Source organism: Flavobacterium sp. (genome assembly GCF_039930565.1).
Taxonomy (GTDB): Bacteria; Bacteroidota; Bacteroidia; order Flavobacteriales; family Flavobacteriaceae; genus Flavobacterium.
In genome coordinates this window covers 75,869-98,787 of the sequence record NZ_JBDTTP010000004.1, presented here as the reverse complement: position 1 = coordinate 98,787, position 22,919 = coordinate 75,869, and the positions used below count along the sequence as shown (strand labels likewise).

The window sequence follows — 22,919 nt, the reverse complement described above, 5'->3', positions numbered from 1 at the left end:
TGTTACAAATACTATCAAATATAAGATACATTTCGTTTAAACAAATAGCAACAAAATACAAATTATATATTAGTAAAAGTATATTATTTTTTAAATTTTTAGCGGGAAAATTCAGTTATTTTGAAATTGGTTTTAGAATTGAAAATGAGTAATTATTTTCGTCTTTCAATAAAAAAACGTTTCATCAAATCAGCGGCTTCATCAGCCATAATTCCGGAAACTATAGTAGTTTTTGGGTGCAGTTTTGTTCCCATAACCATAAATCCGCGTTGTTCATCCCGGGCGCCAAAAACAATTTTCGAAATCTGGCTCCAGTACAAAGCGCCGGCACACATTTGGCAAGGCTCAAGTGTTACATATAAGGTGCAGTCTTTTAGATATTTCCCTCCCAAAAAATTTGCTGCGGCAGTTATCGATTGCATTTCGGCATGCGCCGTAACATCATTTAACAATTCCGTTAAATTATGACTGCTTGCAATTACTTTATTGCTCACTACAATGAGGGCACCAACAGGAATTTCGCCCTTTTTATAGGCTATTTCAGCTTCCTGTAAAGCCTTTTTCATAAAGTACTCGTCTGTGAAAGGGTCTATCATAATTGCAAAAATAAGAATTCAATTCGTACCTTTGCGATTATGTCAAAGCATTTACTTTCAAACATACATAATCCCTTAGATTTACGCCTTCTCAAAGAAGATCAGCTTCCTCAGATTGCTCAGGAATTACGTCAATTTATAATTGATGTTGTTTCTGTAAAAGAAGGACATTTAGGCGCGAGTTTAGGTGTTGTTGAATTGACAATTGCCTTACATTATGTTTTTAATACACCCGAAGATTTACTGGTTTGGGATGTTGGACATCAGGCTTACGGACATAAAATTTTGACTGAAAGAAGAGAAATTTTTCATACCAACAGGCAAATTGGCGGAATTTCCGGCTTTCCTAAAAGAAGCGAAAGTATCTATGATGCCTTTGGAGTTGGACACTCATCAACTTCTATTTCTGCCGCACTCGGAATGGCAATTGCATCTCAACTAAAAGGGGATTTAGAAAAGCAGCATATTGCAGTTATCGGCGATGCTTCCATTGCATCCGGAATGGCTTTTGAAGGCCTGAATCATGCCGGAGTTACTGATGCCAATTTATTGGTTATTCTTAATGATAATGCTATCGGAATTGATCCGAGCGTTGGAGCACTAAAACAATACCTGACTGCCGTAAAAGAAGGCAAAAATCCGAAAAAGAATAACATGATCAAATCTTTGAATTTCGATTATTCTGGTCCAATTGATGGTCATGATCTTCCGACTTTAATCAAAGAATTAAATCGTTTAAAAAAGATAAAAGGGCCTAAATTTCTTCATGTCGTTACTACAAAAGGAAAAGGTTTACAACAAGCCGAAGAAAATCAGGTAAAATATCATGCCCCTGGAAAATTTGATGCATCAACAGGCGAAATTCATTTAAAATCTGAAGAAGACTTACCTCCAAAATATCAGGATGTTTTTGGTTTAACACTATTGGATTTAGCCAAAAAAAATAAAAAAATCATCGGGATTACACCTGCAATGCCATCAGGAAGCTCTTTAAAATTTATGATGGACGAAATTCCGGAACGTGCTTTTGATGTTGGAATTGCAGAACAGCATGCGGTTACTCTTGCAGCAGGAATGGCTACTCAGGGAATGATTGTATACTGTAATATTTATTCGACATTTTTACAGCGCGCTTATGATCAGGTTATTCATGATGTGGCATTGCAAAATTTACCTGTTATTTTTTGTTTGGACAGAGCGGGTTTGGTTGGTGAAGATGGTGCTACACATCATGGCGTTTTTGACATTGCTTATTTACGGGCTATTCCAAATATGATTATCTACGCCCCAATCAACGAAATTGCTCTCCAAAACATTTTATATACAGCTCAATTAGGACTAAATCATCCCATTGCAATTCGATATCCTCGTGGTCGGGGCGTTTTACCAAATTGGGAAGTAGCAAATTTTGGACATTACGAAGAAATTAAAATTGGAGAAGCAAATTGCTTAAAAACCGGAAGTAAAATCGCGGTTTTGTCAACAGGAACTATTGGCAATAATGTAATTACTGCCTTAAATGAATCAGGCAATCCTGAAACTATAGCCCATTATGATTTTTCTTTTATTAAACCATTAGACGACAAATTATTAACTGATATTTTTTCAGATTTCAATACTATATTTACTATTGAAGACGGAACAATAAATGGAGGTTTTGGAAGTTCTGTTTTGGAATTTTCAGCAGCCAATAATTTCACTAATAAAGTAATTGTTTTAGGTATTCCGGATTCTTTCATCGAACACGGAACAGTCTTACAATTACAACAATTGTGTAAAATAGACGTTAAAAGTTTGGTAAATCTTTTTTCTAACCATTGAAAATAATTATTTTGCACAGCCAAAAAAAAATCAAAAAATACCTAATGAAATTATTACACTACACCTTTTTATTATTCCTTTTTTTATTTACTTCAAATAATTTTGCTCAGAGTATTATCCGAACGACATTAGATCCCGGACAGCTGCCCCCAACACCATCTAATTGGAACAAAAAAAATAAACTTGGTTTTGATATTTCAGAAATTGCTTTCGTAAACTGGAGTGCGGGGGGAACAAGTTCAGTTTCAGGATTATTTAAAGGTGAATTCACAAGAACATACACAAAAGATAATCATAAATGGTTTAATGAACTTATTGTAAAATATGGACTAAACAAACAAGATGGTACCGAATTAAGAAAAACGGATGATGCGGTCCAGTTTAACTCTACTTATGGATTTAGAAAAGACACCATCTCAAATTGGTATTATTCTGCTAAGTTTAATTTTAATACACAATTTACTAACGGATATAATTATCCAAACCGGGATATTGCTATTTCAAAACCTTTTGCACCAGCTTATATCTTTTTAGGAGCCGGAGCTGAAAACTCAAATAAAGAAAAAAACAGAACTTTCTATTTTTCGCCAATTACTTTAAAAACGACATTGGTTTTAGATGAATATTTGGCCAATCAGGGTGCATTTGGTGTAAAAAAGGCAATTTATGTAACTGATCCCAATGATCCTGCCAATCAAATTTTAGTTACATCAGGAGAAAAAGTAAAAGCTGAATTTGGTATTCTCGTTACCGGATACATGAAAACTGAAATCTATAAAAACATTTTCTACGAAAACAGAGTGAGTTTATATACCGATTATTTAAATAAGTTTGGCAATATTGATGTTGATTACGACACTCGATTAGATCTTGTGGTAAATGCTTATGTAAAAGCAAATATTGGTGTACATCTTGTTTATGATGACGATATTAAAACTCAAAAAGAAGTGATTGACCCTATAACAGGATCAGCCAGCCAGGTCAACGATGGGCCAAGAACCCAGCTGAGACAAGTTTTGGGAGTAGGTGTCGTTTACGCTTTTCAGTAAATTAATTCTTTTTTCGCCCATTAATGGTTTCGAATAATTCTAATGCATTTCCATCGGTTAAAAGCGATACGTAATGGCAAATATGAAGCAGGCGTTCGTATAAATTAGCCTTGTCTAAATGATGCTTTTCAGGCAGCATTTTCAAAATCAGTTTATCATAATTAGACGCTGTTCCATCATACTTGTTATTAAAAGCGGTTATGAATTTATCCAGTAAAGTTTGAATAATCTGATAACCCACAATTTCTTTCTCTATAACTTCCCGGCTTTGATAGATTTTTTCGACACTCAACTTAATGATATCATTCATCTGAGCTTTATATTTGCTCTTATCAGTTAAGGCATACGGAAAATTTCCTGCCAGAATTGCTTCTTCATTTTCAATAAAAACATCCACGGCATCATTTATTAATGCTCCAATAGCCAAAGCCCGTAAATAGCTAATACGGTCTTCTTTTGTTTCTAACATTTTATATTTTGAAACTCCAATATTATCTTTTACCAGTTTTATCAAATATTCTAAGGCGAAATCTTCAGAAACCAACCCTAAATTGATTCCATCTTCAAAATCGATAATGGTGTAGCAAATATCATCTGCTGCTTCAACTAAATAGGCTAAAGGATGTCTTTCAAAACCAATATCGCCATCAGATTTATTGGCGATCATTCCCATATCTTTAGCCACTTCTTCAAAGAATAATTTATCTGTCTGAAAGAAACCGTATTTTTTATCGGCAATATTGTTTGTTGGTTTTTTAGGCAGACTTTCTTTCGGATATTTCATAAAAGCACCTAAAGTGGCATATGAAATTCGTAGTCCTCCTTCAATTCCAGGGCGGCTTGCTGTCAATACCGAAAATCCGTTGGCATTCCCTTCAAAATCAATTAAATCCTGCCATTGCTTAGCAGTCAGTTTATCTTTATATTTTAATCCGCTTCCAATTGAAAAATATTCTCCAATTGCCTTTTCACCAGAATGTCCAAAAGGAGGATTCCCTATATCATGCGCTAAAGAAGCCGCAGCTACAATCGCACCAAAATCGTTCATATGGTAACCGTGAATTTCTTTTAAATGAGGATATTTTTCGATTATTTTTTTTCCAACCAAACGTCCCAAAGAACGTCCTACAACCGAAACTTCCAAACTATGTGTCAATCTGGTATGTACAAAATCTGTTTTTGAAAGCGGAATCACCTGTGTTTTATCCTGCAAAGACCGAAATGCTGCAGAAAAAATAATTCTGTCATAATCTACTTCAAACCCTAATCGGGTGTCATCTTGTTCTATACGTAATCTGTTGCCGGTGTCGCCTTGCTTTTTAAGAGATAAAAGTTGTTCCCAGTTCATTGTGATTTTAGATTGTCGGTTAACGATTTTGAATTTATGATTTAGAAGAATCAAAAATACATTTTATTTTAGGATTTTAAAGTCTTTAAAATTCCAATGCCGTACTATGCTTAATTTCTCCCATTACAAAAATACTGTTCGTATTTCCTATGTTTTCAATTGTTGACAATTTATTCATGACAAAATCCTGATAACTGGACATATCCTGAACCAAAATTTTGAGCATAAAATCATAATCGCCGGCAATATTATAACATTCTATAATTTCAGGAAGTGCTACAATATCCTTAACAAAATTGCTTCCTACATTTTTGGCATGTTCTTTTAATCGGACATTACAGAAAACGGTCATTCCCCGGTTCATTTTTTTTCTATCTAACAAAGCAACATATTTTGTGATATATCCGTCACGTTCCAGACGTTTTATGCGCTCATAAACTGGAGTTACCGTAAGGAATAATTTACTGGCGAGGTCTTTTGTATTGATATTGGAGTTTTCCTGAAGATGTTTTAGTATCTGTAAATCGGTTTTATCTAAGCTTTCCATAGTATTTTTTACGGCTAAAAGTTCTTTTAAAAGAATTTATCAGTAATATAATCTTTAAAAAGGAATATTTAAAAGTTAAATTACTTAAATAACAACCAAATATAAGTATTAAAAACCAATACAATAAATTTGTGCAGTAAAAAATACTGAAGCAAAAATGAAAACGAATAATTTAGGTTACCCAAGAATTGGCAGCAACAGAGAATTAAAAAAAGCCTCTGAATTATACTGGGCAGGAAAAATTTCTGTGGATGAACTTATCGATGCCGGAAAACAAATCCGTATTGCAAACTGGAAATTACAATCTCAAGCCGGAGTCGATTTGATTCCGTCTAATGATTTTTCTTTTTATGATCAGATACTTGATTTGACGCTGACTTTTGGAGCAATTCCGGAGCGTTATCATGAATTTGCAAAAACCAATTCATCTATCGATTTGTATTTTGCAATGGCCAGAGGTGCTCAAAAAAACGGACAGGATGTTGTAGCAATGGAAATGACAAAATGGTTCGATACCAACTATCATTATATTGTACCCGAATTCACAAAAAACCAAAAATTCGAATTATTTTCTGAAAAAATAATCAATGAATATAAGCAAGCAAAGGATTTAGGAATCGCTACAAAACCAGTTTTAATTGGACCAATTTCGTATTTGCTTTTAGGAAAAGAAAAGGAAGATGGTTTTCACAGAATTGATCTAATCGAAAAACTGCTTCCTGTTTATTTAGAAATTTTCGAAAAATTACAAGCTGAGAATGTGGAATACATTCAGTTAGACGAACCATTTCTGGCTTTGAATTTAACGGATAAAGAAAGAAATACTTTCACGAAAGTGTACAACGAAATCAACCAGCAATTCCCAAATATCAAAATTATTTTAGCGAATTATTTTGATTGTTTCGGAGAGAACTTAGCGACAGTTTTGGCTTTGCCGGTTGATACTTTTCATTTGGATTTAGTTCGCTGCCCTTCTCAATTAGATGATATTTTAGAATCCGGACAATTAGGTCCAAACGTAAATCTTTCTTTGGGCGTTGTTGACGGAAGAAATATCTGGAAAAATGATTTTGTAAAATCGTTAGAATTAATCCAAAAAGCAACGGGTATATTAGGAGAAAACAGGATTTTAGTGGCTCCATCCTGCTCTTTAATTCACAGTCCCTGCGATTTGGACTTAGAGACAAATGATGCAACTTTAGCCCCAGAAATTAAACAATGGCTGGCTTTTGCAAAACAAAAAGTGGAAGAAATTGTAGTATTAAAACAATTTGCATCAAATGAAGTGGACACTAAAAATTCACCCACATTTGAACAAAATACTATTGCCAATGAAAACCGTAAAATGTCAAAATTAATTCATAATAATGAAGTAAAAACACGTGTTGCCGGAATTACAGCTTCTGATGATAAACGTAAAAGTACTTTTACTATCCGAAGAAAAAGCCAGATTGAAGCTTTAAATCTTCCTTTGTTCCCAACCACAACCATCGGTTCTTTTCCTCAGACAGCTGAAGTGAGAAGCTGGAGAGCGAAATTTAAAAAAGGAGAATTAACAACTGAACAATACAACGATTTAATCGAAAAAGAAACCGAAGCTACAATTCGTTTTCAGGAAGCAACCGGAATCGATGTTTTGGTTCACGGTGAATTTGAACGTAACGACATGGTGGAATATTTCGGTGAACAATTGTCTGGCTTTACGTTTACCAAAAACGGATGGGTACAAAGTTATGGCAGCCGTTGCGTGAAACCTCCGGTTATTTATGGTGACGTTTCAAGACCCAATCCAATGACGGTTAAATGGTCGAAATTTGCACAGTCATTGACTTCAAAATGGGTTAAAGGAATGCTTACCGGCCCAGTAACTATCCTGCAATGGTCATTTGTACGTAACGATCAGCCCCGTTCTGAAACCTGTACGCAAATAGCTTTGGCCATTCGTGATGAAGTTGTGGATTTAGAAAAGGCCGGAATCAAAATCATTCAGATTGATGAACCTGCCATTCGCGAAGGATTGCCTTTAAGAAAGGAAGAATGGGCTAATTATCTGGATTGGGCTGTAAAAGCGTTCCGAATTTCTGCTTCCGGCGTTAAAGATGACACACAAATTCACACACACATGTGTTACAGCGAATTCAATGACATTATCCAAAATATTGCTGACATGGATGCCGACGTAATCACGATTGAATGTTCCCGCTCTCAAATGGAGCTTTTAGATGCTTTTGCCGACTTTAAATATCCAAACGAAATTGGCCCCGGAGTTTACGATATCCACTCGCCACGCGTTCCTTCAAGCAAAGAAATGGTGCGTTTGCTGGAAAAAGCTTCAGCTGTTATTCCGGTAGATCAATTGTGGGTAAATCCTGATTGTGGTTTAAAAACCCGCCATTGGGACGAAACCAAAAAAGCATTAATCGAAATGGTAGCTGCAGCTCAGGAAATGAGAGTTACTTTAGAAAATGCCGTGAGTTTATAATTTTTGTTTAAATATTTTTGTTTTTTATGCCAACTGGTTAAGTCGAAAATCTTGTAGTTATGATTTTGTTTCGACTTCACTTAAGTTGGCATTTTTATTGGAAGCAGAAGTTTTTAGTTTTCAAAACGCCTGTATTCCCGCTATCTGCTATATCTTTTCCCGGCTAAAGGAGCCAGAAAAAGGATACCGCTTCTATCGGGGCTAAATAGCAAATTTTGGTTTCACAAGATTTTTGGGAAACAAAAAAGCACCTCGATTGAAGTGCTTTTCAAAATTAAAATATTTTCTGAAATTAAAAATTCTTTGAAATTCCTATAGTAAATGCTTGTCCTAAAGTAAAATTAAATTTTTTAACAGCTTCTAAATTAATATTATTATTGCTATTATAATTTAAAGTATTGTACCCTAAACTTCCAATATTAAAATTTAAAGCAAATCCGTTTGTAACATTAATCAAAATTGCCGGTGTCAATGCAACATAGTATCCAAAGCCTTCAGGAGATTTTCCTTCTTCGGAAGTATTCATTTCTTTTTTATTTTGGAAACCAACTCCTAGATCTGAATAAATAGAAAAGGTTTCATTTAAAGATTTTGAATAGCGTAAAAAACCTCCTAGCGAAACGGTGTTATATTTATATTCATAATTAGTATTACCTTCAGTATTTTGTTTAATAGTTACAATACTAGCTTCTAAACCACCCGTCCAATTTTCATGATATTGATATCCTATTTTTGGCGCAAAACCAAAACTAGTTTGTTTAATATCATTACCAGAAGTGGAAATGTTTTCAGAAAAGTAAGTACCACTTACCATAACTAAGATTGATTTTTCCTGGGCATTTGCATAACTAAAAATAGCTAATGCAATAATAAGTAACAATTTTTTCATAATATGTAGTTTGAATTTTTAATAAAATTTTAACAAGAACAATGCCATTAAAATTTGAGTTAAAAAAATAGGCAAATTCTAAAGAATAAAGATTGAAAGTGGTGCGGATTTTGGAAATGCAAATATTAGAGAAAATTATTTCAACCTTACAGAAATCTAGTTATAAACGGAATTGATAATCTTACATTATATTGCTTCAATTATAAGTATTATAATTTGGTTTATCATAAAAGACAAAATTGTAGCAATCAAAATTATTTCTGTTTACTTTTGTATCAAATAACAAACCCATGTCGATAGAAGTAAACAACATATCAAAAAGTTACGGAACTCAAAAAGCATTAGATGCTGTTTCATTCTCCATACAAAAAGGGGAAATAGTTGGATTTCTTGGCCCAAACGGAGCTGGAAAATCTACTTTGATGAAAATTTTGACAACTTATTTGTTAGCAGACGAAGGAACTGCAGTTGTAAATGGACATAATATTACTTCTGAAACTAAAGATGTTCAGCGCTCTATTGGCTACTTGCCGGAACATAATCCGTTATATCTGGATTTGTATGTTCGCGAATATTTGGCTTTTAATGCCGATGTTTATAAAGTTTCCAAATCAAGAATCGAAGAAGTAATTCAACTTACTGGATTATCATCTGAAAGTCATAAAAAGATCAGTCAATTATCGAAAGGATATCGTCAACGTGTAGGATTGGCGAATGCTCTATTGCATAATCCTGATGTTCTGATTCTGGATGAACCAACAACAGGACTTGATCCAAACCAGTTAATGGAAATTCGGAATGTGATCAAAAACGTGGGGAAAGATAAAACCGTATTTTTATCGACTCACATCATGCAGGAAGTAGAAGCTATTTGTGACCGTGTCATTATTATAGACAAAGGAAAAATTGTAGCCGATAAAAAACTGGACATCTTAATTTCTGCAGATAAGGAACAAGTAATCGAAGTGGAATTCGATTATAAAATTGAAGAACAGGTAATTGCTGCAATTCCACATTTAAAATCATACATAAACATCCATGATTGTTTATGGGAATTAACTTTTCTGGCTGACAAAGACATGCGACCAACAGTTTTTGATTTTGCACACGATAACGGATTAAAGACTCTACAGCTTAATCAGAAAAATAAGAATCTGGAAGCCGTATTTAGGGAAATTACAAAATAAGTTTTCAAATTACAAAAGCTCGTTTTAAAACATTTTAAAACGAGCTTTTTCTTTTATTTTACCAATGACTTCAGGTAAATCGTAAACAATAAAGACAATACAATTGCCGAAATCCTAAGTATGTCTTTTACAATTCCACTTCTAAAGTTCAGTGATGGCAAATTAGATTTCGTCTTTAGAAAAAACACAACAAGCTTTTTATAATCCAGTAAAATCAAAAACAAAACCCCAATTGTCAGCAATACCGATTGTAACAATGCACCAAAATTCATTTGATAAAAAATGTTAATGAGAGTAAGATTAAAGAGCAAAGAAAACAGAATTATTGCTCCAATTAATAACGTCTTTCTAAACAATAATAAGTAGCCTCCCACTATTTGTATCACTGCTATTATGATTCCGAAAGTATGTGAATATCCAAAATAAAACCACGTGAGCCACTCACCTGATTGCTGGTTCATGGGCATGTTCGAAATTTCTGTTGGTACAATAAATTGAAGCCCGTAAAATTTCTTCCAGCCAAAAGCAGCAATATTAAAAGCTAGTGAATACCGAATTCCACTGTATAAAAAACCGTAGACTTTTCTGGAATTCATTTTTTGTTTTTTCTCCCGATAATACCAGATAAAAGGAAAAACAAGAACGATCAAAAGAATAAGCAGGACTAAAGGAAAAACAAGCCCGGGAGGCAGCCAAGGAATATTTCCACCATTTCCAAGCATTAATAACAATGCGGCAAATACAAGCCCAAACATTAACGAAGTAACTAGTTTTTTTAAAAAGGAATTTGAAGTTTCCGGATTTGAGTGTTCTGACATGATTTTTAATTTGAAATTAATATGCCACAAATTTGGCTATTAATTAAATGTCAGATGTTCTATTGTACCCATCCGAACGTAGTTATTCTTCTTTTTTAATTGGCAATGAGTTTGATTTTACAAATTCTGTTGGAGACTGTCCTGTACACTTCTTAAAAGTGGTATTAAAAGTGGTTTTAGAATTAAAACCTGATTCAAAAGCAATTCCCAAAACGTTCAATTGATTATATTTATCAGACAGCAATAATCTTTTTGCTTCTTCAATACGGTATTTATTTATAAAATTATAGAAATTATCCTGATACAATTCATTGATTACAAACGAGGCCTCATTGCAGCTGGCTACCAATCTTTTAGCTAATTTGGGTAAACTTAAATCATTCTCTAAATATACTTTTTCTGACTCGGTAAGTATCCTTAATTTCTCATCCAGCTCGTTTAATCGCTTTACCGATACCCTTTTTGGGCTGTCTTTTTTATAAATCTGAATGGATGACAATTCATTTAATTCACTTTTGGTGAAATCGAAAATTTCTCTTTGCTTTAGAGAAAAATAGGCCAGAAAAAAAATACTCAGCAGATATAGGAAAGGTGTAAACTGAATTAAATATTCTAAATTGAAAAATATAAGATTGAACCAAACCAATATTATTAACATCAAAATCAATAGAAAATATTTTAGCCAGATAAGATTGTTTTTTTCTATTGAAGATGAAATTTGCTGTAAGTTATTCAGGTATTTTTGTAATTTTAAAAATGATACTATCCAATATAGTAACGCTTGAAGAGGTAACGCCATTCCCAAAACAAAGAAAACAATTCTACCTGTCTCGTAACTAAATTCAATATTTTTTCCTGTAATAAAAAAAGGAAGCCTGAAAAATAAAAAGATTATGAAAGGAAAAAAATGCCATAAAATTTTCTTTTCAAATTTTTTATGAAGTGATGTAAAATGGAGAATACTGATATATAGAAACGGAGCTGTAAGAAATCTTGACAATCCAATCATTTCGAACAAATTGGGATATTCTAAATGAAAATTTCTATAGAACAATGGTATTTCTATCATTGCCAAACCCAAGGTAATAACGAAATACCCTAAATAACTATTTGCCGGCACATTTACTTTCCGAAGATGGGAAAGCAATAAAAACCCAAGCAAAAATGCGGCACCTGAAGTAATACTCATTGTGATTGGAGAGTCCATAATATCAATAAATATCTGAAATTTATTTCACAAAATAATTATTGTCTTCAAACCAGTCTGTCAATCTTTGCGACCAGGTTTTTAAGGAGTTTGTTTTCGCTCTTTTTCCCATATTAAATGCATGTCCTCCTTTAGAATACAAATGCATTTCTACCGGAACATTTGCTTTTCGATATCCGTTCAGCAATTCTACAATTGGCCCTGAACAACAGGAATCATCATTTGCGGCTACTAAAAACGCGGGTGGTGCATCGTCTTTAATTTCTTTTGGAATAAACAAGGGTCCTGGATAAACCAATATTTGAAAGTTAGGCTGCGAGTTGATTTTGTCGATAGCATCAGAAGTATTTTTCAGAACATTATTGGAATTGTAAGCTATTAACGCAACGACTTCGCCCCCTGCTGAAAATCCCATAGCACCAATTCGGCTGGCATCAATTTTAAATTCTGTGGCTTTACTTCTTATTAACCTCATCGCTCTTTCGGCATCCTGCCTCACGTGGGTTTCCAGTTTATAAGGCGAATTTTTTGTTCTTGCTAAACGATATTTCAGGACAAAAGCCGTTATTCCTATACTATTTAAAAATTCAGCGGCATCTTTTCCTTCTGAATTAAAAACCAAATTTTCATGACCTCCACCCGGGCAAATTAGAACTGCCAATCCATTAGGTTTCTCTGGAAAATAAGCCGTAATAGAGGGATTATGGATGTTTCTGACCCACCAGTCCTGAGCCTGTTCGGGTTCATTTTTACGATTTTCAAATCCTGGGGCGCCATTTTCCCAAAGAGAAAATTTAGTGCCATTTTGTTGGGAAAAACCCCGATTAAAAAAAACTAAAACAAATAAATAAAGGCAAAATTTAATTTTTATTTTCATTCTGATTTATTTAAACGATTTATAAATATACAGTATTTAACGTTTCTTAGGAATATTTTCGAAAGTATTTAGAAAACCAATGCTTTGGTGTTTCATGAAGTATATTTCTATATCGTTTATTAAATCGTTCAGGAGTATTGAATTCATTATATTAATTTTAAAATAGTTGTCATTGAATAAAATTGACATCGAAAAAATTAATGTCCTGATGAAATTAAAAATATTTGGTATTACTTTTCTAAAATGATCGTGGTAAAATCCCTATTGACGAATTCCCCAGTGTTGCTTTTTATTTTTTCTTTTAAAGTTTCGGAATATTTAATCTTAAACAAAGTCTTTTCAATTAGGTTTTCCGCTTTTTCTGTTGTGTACAGTTCGAATCCATATTGCGTAAACGGGAGCTGTTTCATAAAGCTTTCCTGAGCAAATGTCAAACAGAAAATTCCTTTTGTTTTTAAAACCCGGTAAATTTCCGAAATCATTTTTTCCGGATTTTGCCAGAAATATATCGTGTTTACCGTAAAAATTTTATCGAAAAAATTGTCTTGAAACGGAATTTCATTTCCGTCATACAGTAAAAAATCGGCATGTTTTTTTACTGTATTTTTTTTATTGATTTGTTGTGCTTCCCGAAACATCAATTCAGACATTTCAAGACCGTAATAATTTAAATCATCGGCTTTTTTTAAAATATATTCTACATGCGCTGCATTTCCATGACCCAGTTCAAGTATCGTATTTTCGTTAGAAATATTCAGATTTTGAACAGCATTTCGAGTCATATTGATGTTTGTTTCATGCATCATATTACCCATTTCTATTCCTTTTTCTCCTTTGGGAAGTTTGAGTTGTGAAGCTATTTCGATCAATTCCTCTTTTTTCATAATCGTAATAATTTAACTAAATAGAAATTTGAATTACTAATGCCCTAGCCCAGATGGAAGCGGCATCCTTTTTTGTCCTCAATTATTTATTCAAAAACAAAGAGCTCTCGACAAAAAAGATACAGCGGACAGCTGGAAATAGCTCCTAATTGTTTTATTATTAGGACTTTTAAGCTAAATTAAGCTTTAAAACAAATGAAACTTGAATTGTACTAAATTATTTAAAAAACCTGACTCGCGATTTGACGAATATTTTCAGATTTACCCATTGAATAATAATGCAGAAAAGGAACTCCGGCAGCTTTGAGCTCCAATGATTGTTGAATCGCCCACTCGATTCCTACCTGTTTGATTTCTGCATTGTTTTTGCATTTATCAACAGCGTGAATCAGATCTTCCGGTAAATCGATACGGAAAATCTGAGGCAGAATCTGCATGTGTTTTTGAACTGCAATTGGCTTAATTCCAGGGATAATTGGCACCATAATACCCATTTCCCTTGCTTTCTCTACAAAGGCAAAATATTTAGAGTTATCAAAAAACATTTGTGTAACCACATAATCTGCACCGGCATCGACCTTTTCTTTTAATCTTCTCAAATCAGACTGTAATGAAGGTGATTCCAAATGCTTTTCAGGATAACCGGCAACACCAATACAAAAATCGGCTTTGTTGTCGACATCCATTACTTCATGAAGGTATTTTCCGCAATTTAACTCATTAATTTGGCGAACTAAATCGACAGCAAAATTATTCCCTCCAACTTTAGGAACAAAAGACTGTTCATGTTTCATAGCATCTCCGCGCAGAGCCATTACGTTATTGATTCCCAAATAATGACAATCTACCAGCATATACTCAGTTTCTTCCTGCGTAAATCCTCCGCAAAGCAGGTGTGGCACAGTGTCAACATTGTATTTGTGTTTTATAGAAGCGCAGATTCCAAGTGTTCCCGGACGCATACGCGTCAGTTTTTTGTCTAAAAGTCCATTGCCTTTATCGATATAAATATACTCTTCACGTGAAGTGGTTACATCAATAAATGGAGGATTGAATGCCATCAACGGATCAATATTATCATATAATTCCTGAATGCTTTTCCCTTTTTGAGGCGGAATAATTTCAAAAGAGAATAATGTTTTTCCCTTGGCGTTTTCTATATGTTCTGTTACTTTCATAATAGGCCCCTAACCCCCGAAGGGGGAATTCCTGAAAGGGGGACATCAGGTTTGTGTTGTTTTTATTGAGTTTTCTAATTCCCCCTTCGGGGGTCAGGGGGCTAATCTGCTATATTAGGATTCAGCCATTTCATGGCGTAATCGGTTGGTACATTTCTTCGTTTTGCGTAATCTACCACCTGGTCTTCTTTTATTTTTCCAAGTCCGAAATATTTACTTTCAGGATTTCCGAAATAATATCCTGAAACAGATGAAGCAGGCCACATCGCCATACTTTCCGTTAAGGTTACTCCGATTTCTTTTTCTACATTTAGCAATTTCCATATTGTTGGTTTTTCTAAATGATCCGGACAGGCGGGATATCCAGGTGCTGGTCGAATTCCTTTGTAATCTTCGGCAATCATGGCTTCCGCACTTAAGTTTTCATCTGATGAATACCCCCAGATTTCCTTACGCACTTTTTCGTGAAGGTATTCGGCGAAAGCCTCAGCAAAACGGTCTGCCAATGCTTTAACCATAATCGAATTATAATCGTCTAAATCTTTCTCGAATTCAGCCGCCCATTCGTCAACCCCGAAACCTGTGGTTACACAAAATGCGCCCATATAATCTACTTTTCCGCTTTCTTTTGGTGCAATAAAATCAGCTAATGCGATGTTGGGTGCACCCTTTGTTTTTTGTGACTGCTGGCGCAAAGTCAAAAATGTCTGTAATGGTTTTCCGTTTTCATCTGTCAATTCAATATCATCATCGTTGATTTGATTGGCAGGGAAAATACCGTAAATTCCTTTGGCTTGTAATTTTTTTTCTGCTAAAATTACTTTTAGCATTTCCTGAGCATCTGCAAAAACTGAAGTTGCCTGTTCACCCACAACCTCATCCGTTAAAATTGCCGGATATTTCCCGAACAATTCCCAGGTTCTGAAAAATGGTGTCCAGTCGATATACGGAACCAAAACATCCAAATCTACTTCGACCACCTGTTCTCCAATTATATTGGGTTTCACCGGTATGAAATTTTCCCAGTCCAATTGTAGTTTATTTTTACGGGCCTGCTCAATCGTCAGGAAGTTTTTATCGCGTGAACGATTTAAAAACGTTTCCCTAAAAGCATCGTATTCTGCACGAATATCGCTTGCATATATTTTGCGGTTATGATCTAACAGATTTCCTGCCACGGTAACGGCTCTTGAAGCATCGTTAACATGAATTACAGTTTCTCTGTATTGCGGTGCAATCTTCACTGCGGTATGTGCGCGTGAAGTCGTGGCACCTCCAATCATAATCGGAATCTTAATGTTTTGTTTGTCTAATTCTTTAGCCAGATAAACCATTTCATCAAGCGAAGGGGTAATCAGTCCGCTTAATCCGATGATGTCTACGTTGTGTTCAATTGCAGCCGCAATAATTTTTTCCGGAGGAACCATAACACCAAGATCTACAATTTCGTAATTGTTACAGGCCAAAACTACCGAAACAATATTTTTACCAATATCGTGTACGTCACCCTTTACGGTTGCTATAAGTATCTTACCGGCCCCCCCCGCACCCGAAGGGGGAGCTTCCAATGCATCTTTAATAGTAGCTAAAACTTTTTCTAGTCCAGTTAAAACTTCTGTGTTTGTAAATCTTAATACCTGAAATCCTTGTTCGTTCAACCATTTAGTTCTTTCTAAATCGCTTACTACATTTTCAGGCAGTTGATGAATTAAGCCATCAACTTCAATTATGATACGTTCTTTTAAACACACAAAATCAGCAATATAATCACCTATAATATGTTGTCTCCTGAATTTATAACCTTCTAATTGCTTTCCACTTAGTTGCTCCCATAAAATCTTTTCAGTTTCGGTAGGTTTATTTCTCATATCCAAAGAAAACTGCTTCAATAAACCATAATTCAACGGATTTGCAGTTTCCCAATGTTGTGAGGTCTTAACTCCCCCTTCGGGGGCTGGGGGGCGTTTTTGCGCATCAATAAAAGGCAATAAATACGCCACGGCTTTTTTCATTACACGTGCTGATTTTACAACCTGTGGCAGGAACATTTTCCCGCTTCCAAATAAATCTCCAACAACGTTCATCCCTGTCATCAAATTGATTTCGATAACTTCGATAGGTTTTACGGCTGCCAAACGGGCTTCTTCAACATCTTCTTCAATAAAAGCATCAACTCCTTTTACTAATGAATGTGTGATACGTTCCTGAACGGTTCCTAAACGCCATTCCTGAATCGCTTTTTCGTCGCTTTTTACTTCTCCTTTTACGTTCTCGGCAAAATCTAAAAGTCGTTCTGTTGCATCGTCACGCCTGTTTAAAATTACGTCTTCAACATGTTCCAATAAGTCTTTCGGAATATCGTCGTAAATCGAAAGCATCTCCGGATTCACGATTCCCATTGTCATTCCGTTCTGAATCGCATGGTATAAAAACACCGAGTGCATCGCTTCACGAACGTGATCGTTTCCTCTAAAAGAAAACGAAACGTTACTTACTCCACCGCTGATGTGCGCGTGAGGCAGGTTTTCACGAACCCATTTTGTACCTCTAAAAAAGTCGAGCGCATTTAAGCGGTGCTCATCCATTCCGGTTGCAACCGGGAAAATATTCAAATCGAAAATAATATCCTGTGGAGGAAAACCAACTTTATCAACCAAAATATCATACGAACGCTGACATATTTCAACTCTTCTATCAAAATTATCGGCCTGACCCACTTCGTCAAAAGCCATGATAATGGCCGCAGCACCGTAACGTTTGATTAATTTGGCGTGGTGAATAAAAGCTTCTTCACCTTCTTTTAACGAAATCGAGTTGACAACGCTTTTTCCCTGTACTACTTTAAGACCCGCTTCGATGATTTCCCATTTCGAACTGTCGATCATAATCGGCACTCTCGAAATATCCGGTTCTGATGCAATTAAATTCAGGAATTTTGTCATTGCCTGAACGCCATCAAGCATTCCTTCATCCATATTAATATCGATGATTTGTGCTCCGCCTTCTACTTGTTGTCTTGCAATATCAAGCGCCTCGTCATATTTCTCTTCCTTAATTAAGCGAAGGAATTTTCTGGAACCCGTTACATTCGTACGCTCCCCAATGTTTACAAAAACACTTTCGGGCGTAATAACCAACGGTTCTAATCCTGCTAATATAAGGTCTCTTCTTTTTTCTGCCATTTCTTTTTTAATTTTCAACGGAATAAATTCCGTTGCTACAATATGTTTCGTTCCTCTGGAACTGTTATTCAACGTTTTGCTTGTCTTTGCAAGGAACGAAGCAATCTCATTCTAATATTTTAATCCTATATATTCTACAATCTATTTTGGGCGTGTCCCAAGGGTCGGGCTATCCGTTGCAAGTCCTCGACCAATTTCGTTATCACTGCATCGGTCTGTGGGCTTTTCACTTCTATCCCTCACGCAAATTTAGTTTTCATTAGAAGTTTTTTTATACTAAAACTTCTAATTACCTGATTTTTATAAATTTATTAAACGTCAATAAATCAACTTCATAGTAGCGATTTTCATGCTGTTCATAATTCTTCCAAAAATAAAACTGTACTATTTTTTTATTTTCAAAAAGGGTAATATCAACAGAAAGATAATCCGGCTCTTCTTCATACTGTTTTGCCTTTTGTTTAATAATTTCGCGATTAATTTCTTTAGACAAATACAAATCATTTAAATTCAAAAAATTAACCGGTTGTATGTTACCTGAGTAAATTAATTTCAAGTTAATTGTTGTCATTGTTTCAGGTAAAACATTTTGAAATTTTATTAACTCACTTTTATCAAAAATGTAGTATTTGCATGTACCACTAGTTTTCCATCCTTCATTTATTGTTGGATACAAATAATATCCCCACTTCTCTTTTTTAATTAATAAAACGTATGTAACATCTTCTATTTGAATATCTTTTACTTGATAGGACACAAAATTATCCTGTCCTAATGAATAATATTCAAAATTATCTACAGCTTTATATTCAATACCTAGGTCATTTGGTATTTTATTATCTCTACTTACCCATTCTCCATATTGGTTTTTCAACCATCCTTTAGCTTTTAATAATACTCCTTTATTTTCTTTTGATATAATAGGTAAAATAACTTTTTCTCTATTTTGTCCAAAACATAAAACACTTAAAAACAATAAAAAAAGTACTATATATTTTTTCATAATTTGATTTTATTAATATATAACTTGTAAATGCTTATACATTAAAATTAATTTTAACTACTTTACTTTTGAAATACCTACAAGGTTTTGGGAATCTTACAGGAAATCATTACGCAATAACCGGCGCAACACGTGGCTTATAATCCTTCGCCACCTCAGCAATCAATCTGATATGATCCGGAGTTGTTCCGCAACATCCTCCTATTATATTGATTAAATTATCCTCTAAATATTCTTTGATTAAAGCCTGAGTTTGTTCCGGTGTTTCATCATATTGTCCGAAAGCGTTTGGCAAACCTGCATTTGGATGTGCTGAAACGTTGAACTGTGTATGCTGGGATAATGTTTTTAAATACGGTTTCAACAAATCGGCTCCAAGAGCGCAATTGAAACCTACGCTTAATAACGGAATATGTGATACTGAAACCAGAAACGCCTCAACAGTTTGTCCCGAAAGTGTTCTTCCTGAAGCATCGGTAATCGTTCCTGAAACCATGATTGGAATATCGAGATTGCGTTCCTCTTTTAATTCTTCGATGGCAAAAAGTGCTGCTTTGGCGTTCAACGTATCGAAAATAGTTTCTACTAAAAGTAAATCGCAGCCACCATCCATTAAGGCTTCAACTTGTTGTTTGTAAGCAATACGCAAATCATCAAAAGTTACCGCTCTGTAACCTGGGTCGTTTACATCTGGCGACATACTTGCCGTTCTGTTTGTGGGTCCGATTGAACCGGCTACAAAACGGGGTTTGTTCGGATTTTTAGCGGTAAATTCATCGGCTACTTCACGGGCAATTTTAGCCGATTCGTAGTTTAATTCGTAAACCAGATCTTCCAGGAAATAGTCGGCCATACCTATTGTCGTTCCTGAAAAAGTATTTGTTTCTACAATGTCTGCTCCAGCTTCAAAATAAGCGGCGTGAACATCACGGATTGCCTGAGGGTGTGTTATGGATAGTAAATCGTTATTTCCTTTTAACGGATGCGGGAAATCTTTGAAACGCTCGCCACGAAAATCTTCTTCGGAGAAATTATAGCGCTGCAGCATGGTTCCCATTGCTCCGTCAAGGATTAGGATATTTTTTTTGATTGCTTCCTGAATTGTTATCGACATGTTTTTCCTTTTCTGGCCACTACACAAAATTGTTTAGCCCATTAATGATTCCAAAAGTTCACTATTGCCGGCTATCTAGCCCCGATTGAGCCGGTATCCTCGCAGTGAAACGGAGAGATAAAGGCGAAAGCGGGAACCCATGACTGCAAAAATGCGTCAATGATTCGCTCATGATACTGAAATTGATTCAGTAAAATTGTATTGTAAATTTATCAGGAAAGTTTTGAGAAATACGTGATGTATTTTGTGTTATCTATCTTAAATACCGTAGTATTAAGTAGAATGTAGCACCTTCTTTATGGTAAAGGGTTGCTAAGGTTTCATTGGGTCTTTCCCTCCGCCTTTCGTGATAACTGACAATAAAAATAGGAACACTGCAAAGTAAAGACATAGCGCTAATACTTGCAAGTATTAGCGCTATATTTTTTAATTAGTTTCGAGGTAAAATGTTAGATGTAAATTGTAAAAAAACAGACTGATACTCTAAATTTTAAAAAGTATTTATTTTAAAAGCACCTATCCCATTTTAGAAATATATCCAAAACTTCTGTATGGTCTATAAATTCATTATTATCTGCCTGCTCAGTTGGAGTTGCGTCTACAATTTCTTCCTTATCTTCTTTTAATAATTCTTCAGTGTATTTATTCATGGCGATATTTTTTTCTTACTCTTAAAGTTAGCATTTTATCTGAATTATTTAACTAAAAAAAAGATAATTTTTTTATAAAAAAAGCTCAAACTATATTGCAAGTTTAAGCTTTACTATTCTAATCTTAGTCACTTAGCGACTTAGCCTTTCAATTTATATAATTGCCTTAACAACTGCTTTTGGAGCTTCTTTACGAGTTCCGTCAAAACCGTCTACTCCGGAAACGGTCGTATATTTCAATACGTATTTTTTACCAGGATTGATGATTTGATACGCTGCCTGACACATTAAAGTCGCTTCATGGAAACCGCAAAGAATCAGTTTTAATTTTCCCGGATACGTGTTTACGTCTCCTATTGCGAAGATTCCCGGAATGTTGGTTTGATAATCTAATGCATTGTTTACTTTAATGGCATTTTTCTCTATTTCTAATCCCCAGTCTGCAATTGGTCCTAATTTTGGAGTTAATCCAAAAAGCGGAACAAAGAAATCGGTTTCAATAGTTCTGTGTGCGCCATTTTCCTCAATGTCAATTGACTCGATGTGTTCAGCACCATTTAAACCAACAACCTCAGCTGGTGTGATTAATCTGATTTTCCCGGCTGTTTTTAATTCCTGTACTTTTTCTACAGAATCCAATGCTCCTCTGAATTCGTTTCTGCGGTGAATCAAAGTTACTTCTGAAGCAACATTGGCAAGGAAAATACTCCAGTCTAAAGCTGAATCTCCTCCTCCTGCAATAACGACTCTTTTATCCCTGAATTTCTCCGGGTTTTTGATAAAGTATTTTACACCTTTATCTTCATAAAAACCGATATCTTCAATAAGAGGCTTACGTGGTTCAAAACTTCCCAAACCTCCTGCAATTGCAATAACCGGTGCGTGGAATTTTTTTCCTTTATTTGAGGTTACGATAAAACTTCCGTCTTCTTTTTTTTCGATGGTTTCAGCACGTTCGCCTAATGTATAACCAGGCTCAAATTGTTTAATTTGTTCCTGTAGGTTATCAATTAAATCTCCTGCCAAAACTTCCGGAAAACCAGGAATGTCATAAATCGGCTTTTTAGGATACAATTCTGAAAGTTGCCCTCCAGCTTGTGGTAAAGCATCTAAAATATGGCATTTTAATTTTAATAATCCTGCCTCGAAAACGGCGAATAAACCTGTTGGTCCTGCTCCAATTATAAGTATATCTGTTTTAATCATTATGTTGTTGTTTATAATCATTCTTAATAATACAAAGAAACGAATAATTTATTCTTTTTAAAATGATTTTTATCATTCATTTCTTTCGTGGAATTTTCCATCGGGTTAAAACCCGACGCTTCAATATAATTTGTCCCTCCGGGACTTTTTGTTATTCTCTATTTTTTAAGGAAGCGGTAATTTCGTTCATTCTTTTCACCTTGTCTTCAAAATCACCTTTTAAGGTTTTCCTGTATTCATTAAGGTTTTCAACCATTTGGTTAATATCCTCAGGAATTATCTCTTCAAAAAATTCCCTCAGCCTTTTAGCCGTTGTTGGAGATTTTCCGTTGGTCGAAATGGCGATTTTTACATTTCCTTTGGTTACGATTCCGCCTAAATAATAGTCGCATAATGGCGGTGTATCGGCAATGTTGCAAATCAAATAACGCTTTCGTGATAAATCGTAAACCCTTTTATTCACCGCTAAATCATCAGTACAAGCAATAACCATGTGGCGTTTGCGGAGCATCCAACGATTGAATTTTTTATAAATCAATTTTACAGAAGGATGATTATTGGCTAATCCTACCAATTCAGGTAAAAAATTAGGAGCAACAACCTCAACATTGGCATTTGGACTGGATTTCAGTAAAAAAGAAAGCTTTTCTAATCCCACATTTCCTCCGCCCACAATCAGAACATTCAGATTGTGCAGTTTTAAAAATATTGGATATAATTCGTTTTGTTCCATTTTAATTTGTTTTAATCCAGCCAAAATTAGATGATTTTATTTCGATCAGATTAAAAATCTAATTTTATGCTATACGTTCATCGATTGAAACCTATCTTTGCGTCCATCGGGTTGAAACCCGACGCTACAATATGAACCGTTCCGCCGG

General features: G+C 34.8%; 19 protein-coding genes and 1 riboswitch. Of the genes, 4 read left to right on the top strand and 15 right to left on the bottom strand.

What is annotated here, in order from left to right:
* Positions 1–152 precede the first annotated feature (152 nt).
* Entirely contained in the window at positions 153–596 is a 444-nt protein-coding gene (locus ABI657_RS02535; RefSeq protein ID WP_348095666.1) for a nucleoside deaminase, read from the bottom strand.
* 39 nt (positions 597–635) lie between these two features.
* On the opposite strand from ABI657_RS02535, the gene ABI657_RS02530 reads away from it, so the two are divergent.
* Together ABI657_RS02530 and ABI657_RS02525 are read left to right on the top strand one after the other, a co-directional pair.
* Positions 636–2,417 carry a 1-deoxy-D-xylulose-5-phosphate synthase gene (locus tag ABI657_RS02530; protein ID WP_348095665.1) on the top strand — a complete coding sequence of 594 codons (1,782 nt, stop codon included), beginning with the start codon at positions 636–638 and terminating at the stop codon, positions 2,415–2,417.
* 44 nt (positions 2,418–2,461) lie between these two features.
* Positions 2,462–3,466, top strand: coding sequence for a DUF3078 domain-containing protein (locus tag ABI657_RS02525; protein WP_348095664.1), 1,005 nt, complete (start codon positions 2,462–2,464; stop codon positions 3,464–3,466).
* A gap of 1 nt (position 3,467) precedes the next feature.
* Here the strand turns inward: ABI657_RS02525 and ABI657_RS02520 are convergent, their stop codons facing one another.
* Positions 3,468–4,814 carry a deoxyguanosinetriphosphate triphosphohydrolase gene (locus tag ABI657_RS02520; RefSeq protein ID WP_348095663.1) on the bottom strand — a complete coding sequence of 449 codons (1,347 nt, stop codon included), beginning with the start codon at positions 4,812–4,814 and terminating at the stop codon, positions 3,468–3,470.
* Between the two features lie 85 nt (positions 4,815–4,899).
* Positions 4,900–5,361, bottom strand: coding sequence for an Lrp/AsnC family transcriptional regulator (locus tag ABI657_RS02515; RefSeq protein WP_348095662.1), 462 nt, complete (start codon positions 5,359–5,361; stop codon positions 4,900–4,902).
* 157 nt (positions 5,362–5,518) lie between these two features.
* On the opposite strand from ABI657_RS02515, the gene metE reads away from it, so the two are divergent.
* Positions 5,519–7,843, top strand: a complete 2,325-nt coding sequence (gene metE / locus ABI657_RS02510; RefSeq protein WP_348095661.1) for a 5-methyltetrahydropteroyltriglutamate--homocysteine S-methyltransferase — start codon at positions 5,519–5,521, stop codon at positions 7,841–7,843.
* Positions 7,844–8,135: 292 nt separating this feature from the next.
* On the opposite strand, the gene ABI657_RS02505 is transcribed toward metE, so the two are convergent.
* Positions 8,136–8,732 (bottom strand): outer membrane beta-barrel protein, encoded by a 597-nt coding sequence (locus tag ABI657_RS02505; protein WP_348095660.1) that lies wholly within the window; start codon positions 8,730–8,732, stop codon positions 8,136–8,138.
* A 290-nt stretch (positions 8,733–9,022) separates the two neighbouring features.
* On the opposite strand from ABI657_RS02505, the gene gldA reads away from it, so the two are divergent.
* The gene (gene gldA / locus ABI657_RS02500; RefSeq protein ID WP_348095659.1) at positions 9,023–9,919 is read left to right on the top strand and encodes a gliding motility-associated ABC transporter ATP-binding subunit GldA; all 897 of its coding nucleotides are present in this window, start codon (positions 9,023–9,025) and stop codon (positions 9,917–9,919) included.
* Between the two features lie 53 nt (positions 9,920–9,972).
* On the opposite strand, the gene ABI657_RS02495 is transcribed toward gldA, so the two are convergent.
* From ABI657_RS02495 to ABI657_RS02445, 11 genes are all read right to left on the bottom strand, one after another.
* Complete coding sequence (locus tag ABI657_RS02495; RefSeq protein WP_348095658.1) at positions 9,973–10,737, bottom strand: hypothetical protein; 765 nt, start codon at positions 10,735–10,737, stop codon at positions 9,973–9,975.
* An 82-nt stretch (positions 10,738–10,819) separates the two neighbouring features.
* Positions 10,820–11,944, bottom strand: coding sequence for an AraC family transcriptional regulator (locus ABI657_RS02490; protein WP_348095657.1), 1,125 nt, complete (start codon positions 11,942–11,944; stop codon positions 10,820–10,822).
* A 22-nt stretch (positions 11,945–11,966) separates the two neighbouring features.
* Positions 11,967–12,821, bottom strand: coding sequence for an alpha/beta hydrolase (locus ABI657_RS02485; RefSeq protein WP_348095656.1), 855 nt, complete (start codon positions 12,819–12,821; stop codon positions 11,967–11,969).
* Between the two features lie 230 nt (positions 12,822–13,051).
* The gene (locus ABI657_RS02480; protein ID WP_348095655.1) at positions 13,052–13,705 is read right to left on the bottom strand and encodes a class I SAM-dependent methyltransferase; all 654 of its coding nucleotides are present in this window, start codon (positions 13,703–13,705) and stop codon (positions 13,052–13,054) included.
* A 221-nt stretch (positions 13,706–13,926) separates the two neighbouring features.
* Entirely contained in the window at positions 13,927–14,883 is a 957-nt protein-coding gene (gene metF, locus ABI657_RS02475; protein ID WP_348095654.1) for a methylenetetrahydrofolate reductase [NAD(P)H], read from the bottom strand.
* Positions 14,884–14,984: 101 nt separating this feature from the next.
* Positions 14,985–18,065, bottom strand: a complete 3,081-nt coding sequence (locus ABI657_RS02470; protein WP_348095679.1) for a vitamin B12 dependent-methionine synthase activation domain-containing protein — start codon at positions 18,063–18,065, stop codon at positions 14,985–14,987.
* A 289-nt stretch (positions 18,066–18,354) separates the two neighbouring features.
* Positions 18,355–19,068: a hypothetical protein gene (locus tag ABI657_RS02465; RefSeq protein ID WP_348095653.1), complete on the bottom strand. Its 714-nt coding sequence runs from the start codon at positions 19,066–19,068 to the stop codon at positions 18,355–18,357.
* A gap of 109 nt (positions 19,069–19,177) precedes the next feature.
* The gene (locus tag ABI657_RS02460; protein WP_348095652.1) at positions 19,178–20,182 is read right to left on the bottom strand and encodes a homocysteine S-methyltransferase family protein; all 1,005 of its coding nucleotides are present in this window, start codon (positions 20,180–20,182) and stop codon (positions 19,178–19,180) included.
* A 246-nt stretch (positions 20,183–20,428) separates the two neighbouring features.
* A riboswitch (SAM riboswitch) is annotated at positions 20,429–20,538 on the bottom strand.
* Between the two features lie 150 nt (positions 20,539–20,688).
* On the bottom strand, positions 20,689–20,832 hold the full coding sequence (locus tag ABI657_RS02455; protein WP_348095651.1) for a hypothetical protein: 144 nt from the start codon (positions 20,830–20,832) through the stop codon (positions 20,689–20,691).
* Positions 20,833–20,985: 153 nt separating this feature from the next.
* Positions 20,986–22,038, bottom strand: coding sequence for an NAD(P)/FAD-dependent oxidoreductase (locus ABI657_RS02450; protein ID WP_348095650.1), 1,053 nt, complete (start codon positions 22,036–22,038; stop codon positions 20,986–20,988).
* 151 nt (positions 22,039–22,189) lie between these two features.
* Positions 22,190–22,771, bottom strand: coding sequence for a bifunctional precorrin-2 dehydrogenase/sirohydrochlorin ferrochelatase (locus ABI657_RS02445; RefSeq protein WP_348095649.1), 582 nt, complete (start codon positions 22,769–22,771; stop codon positions 22,190–22,192).
* Positions 22,772–22,919 lie beyond the last annotated feature (148 nt).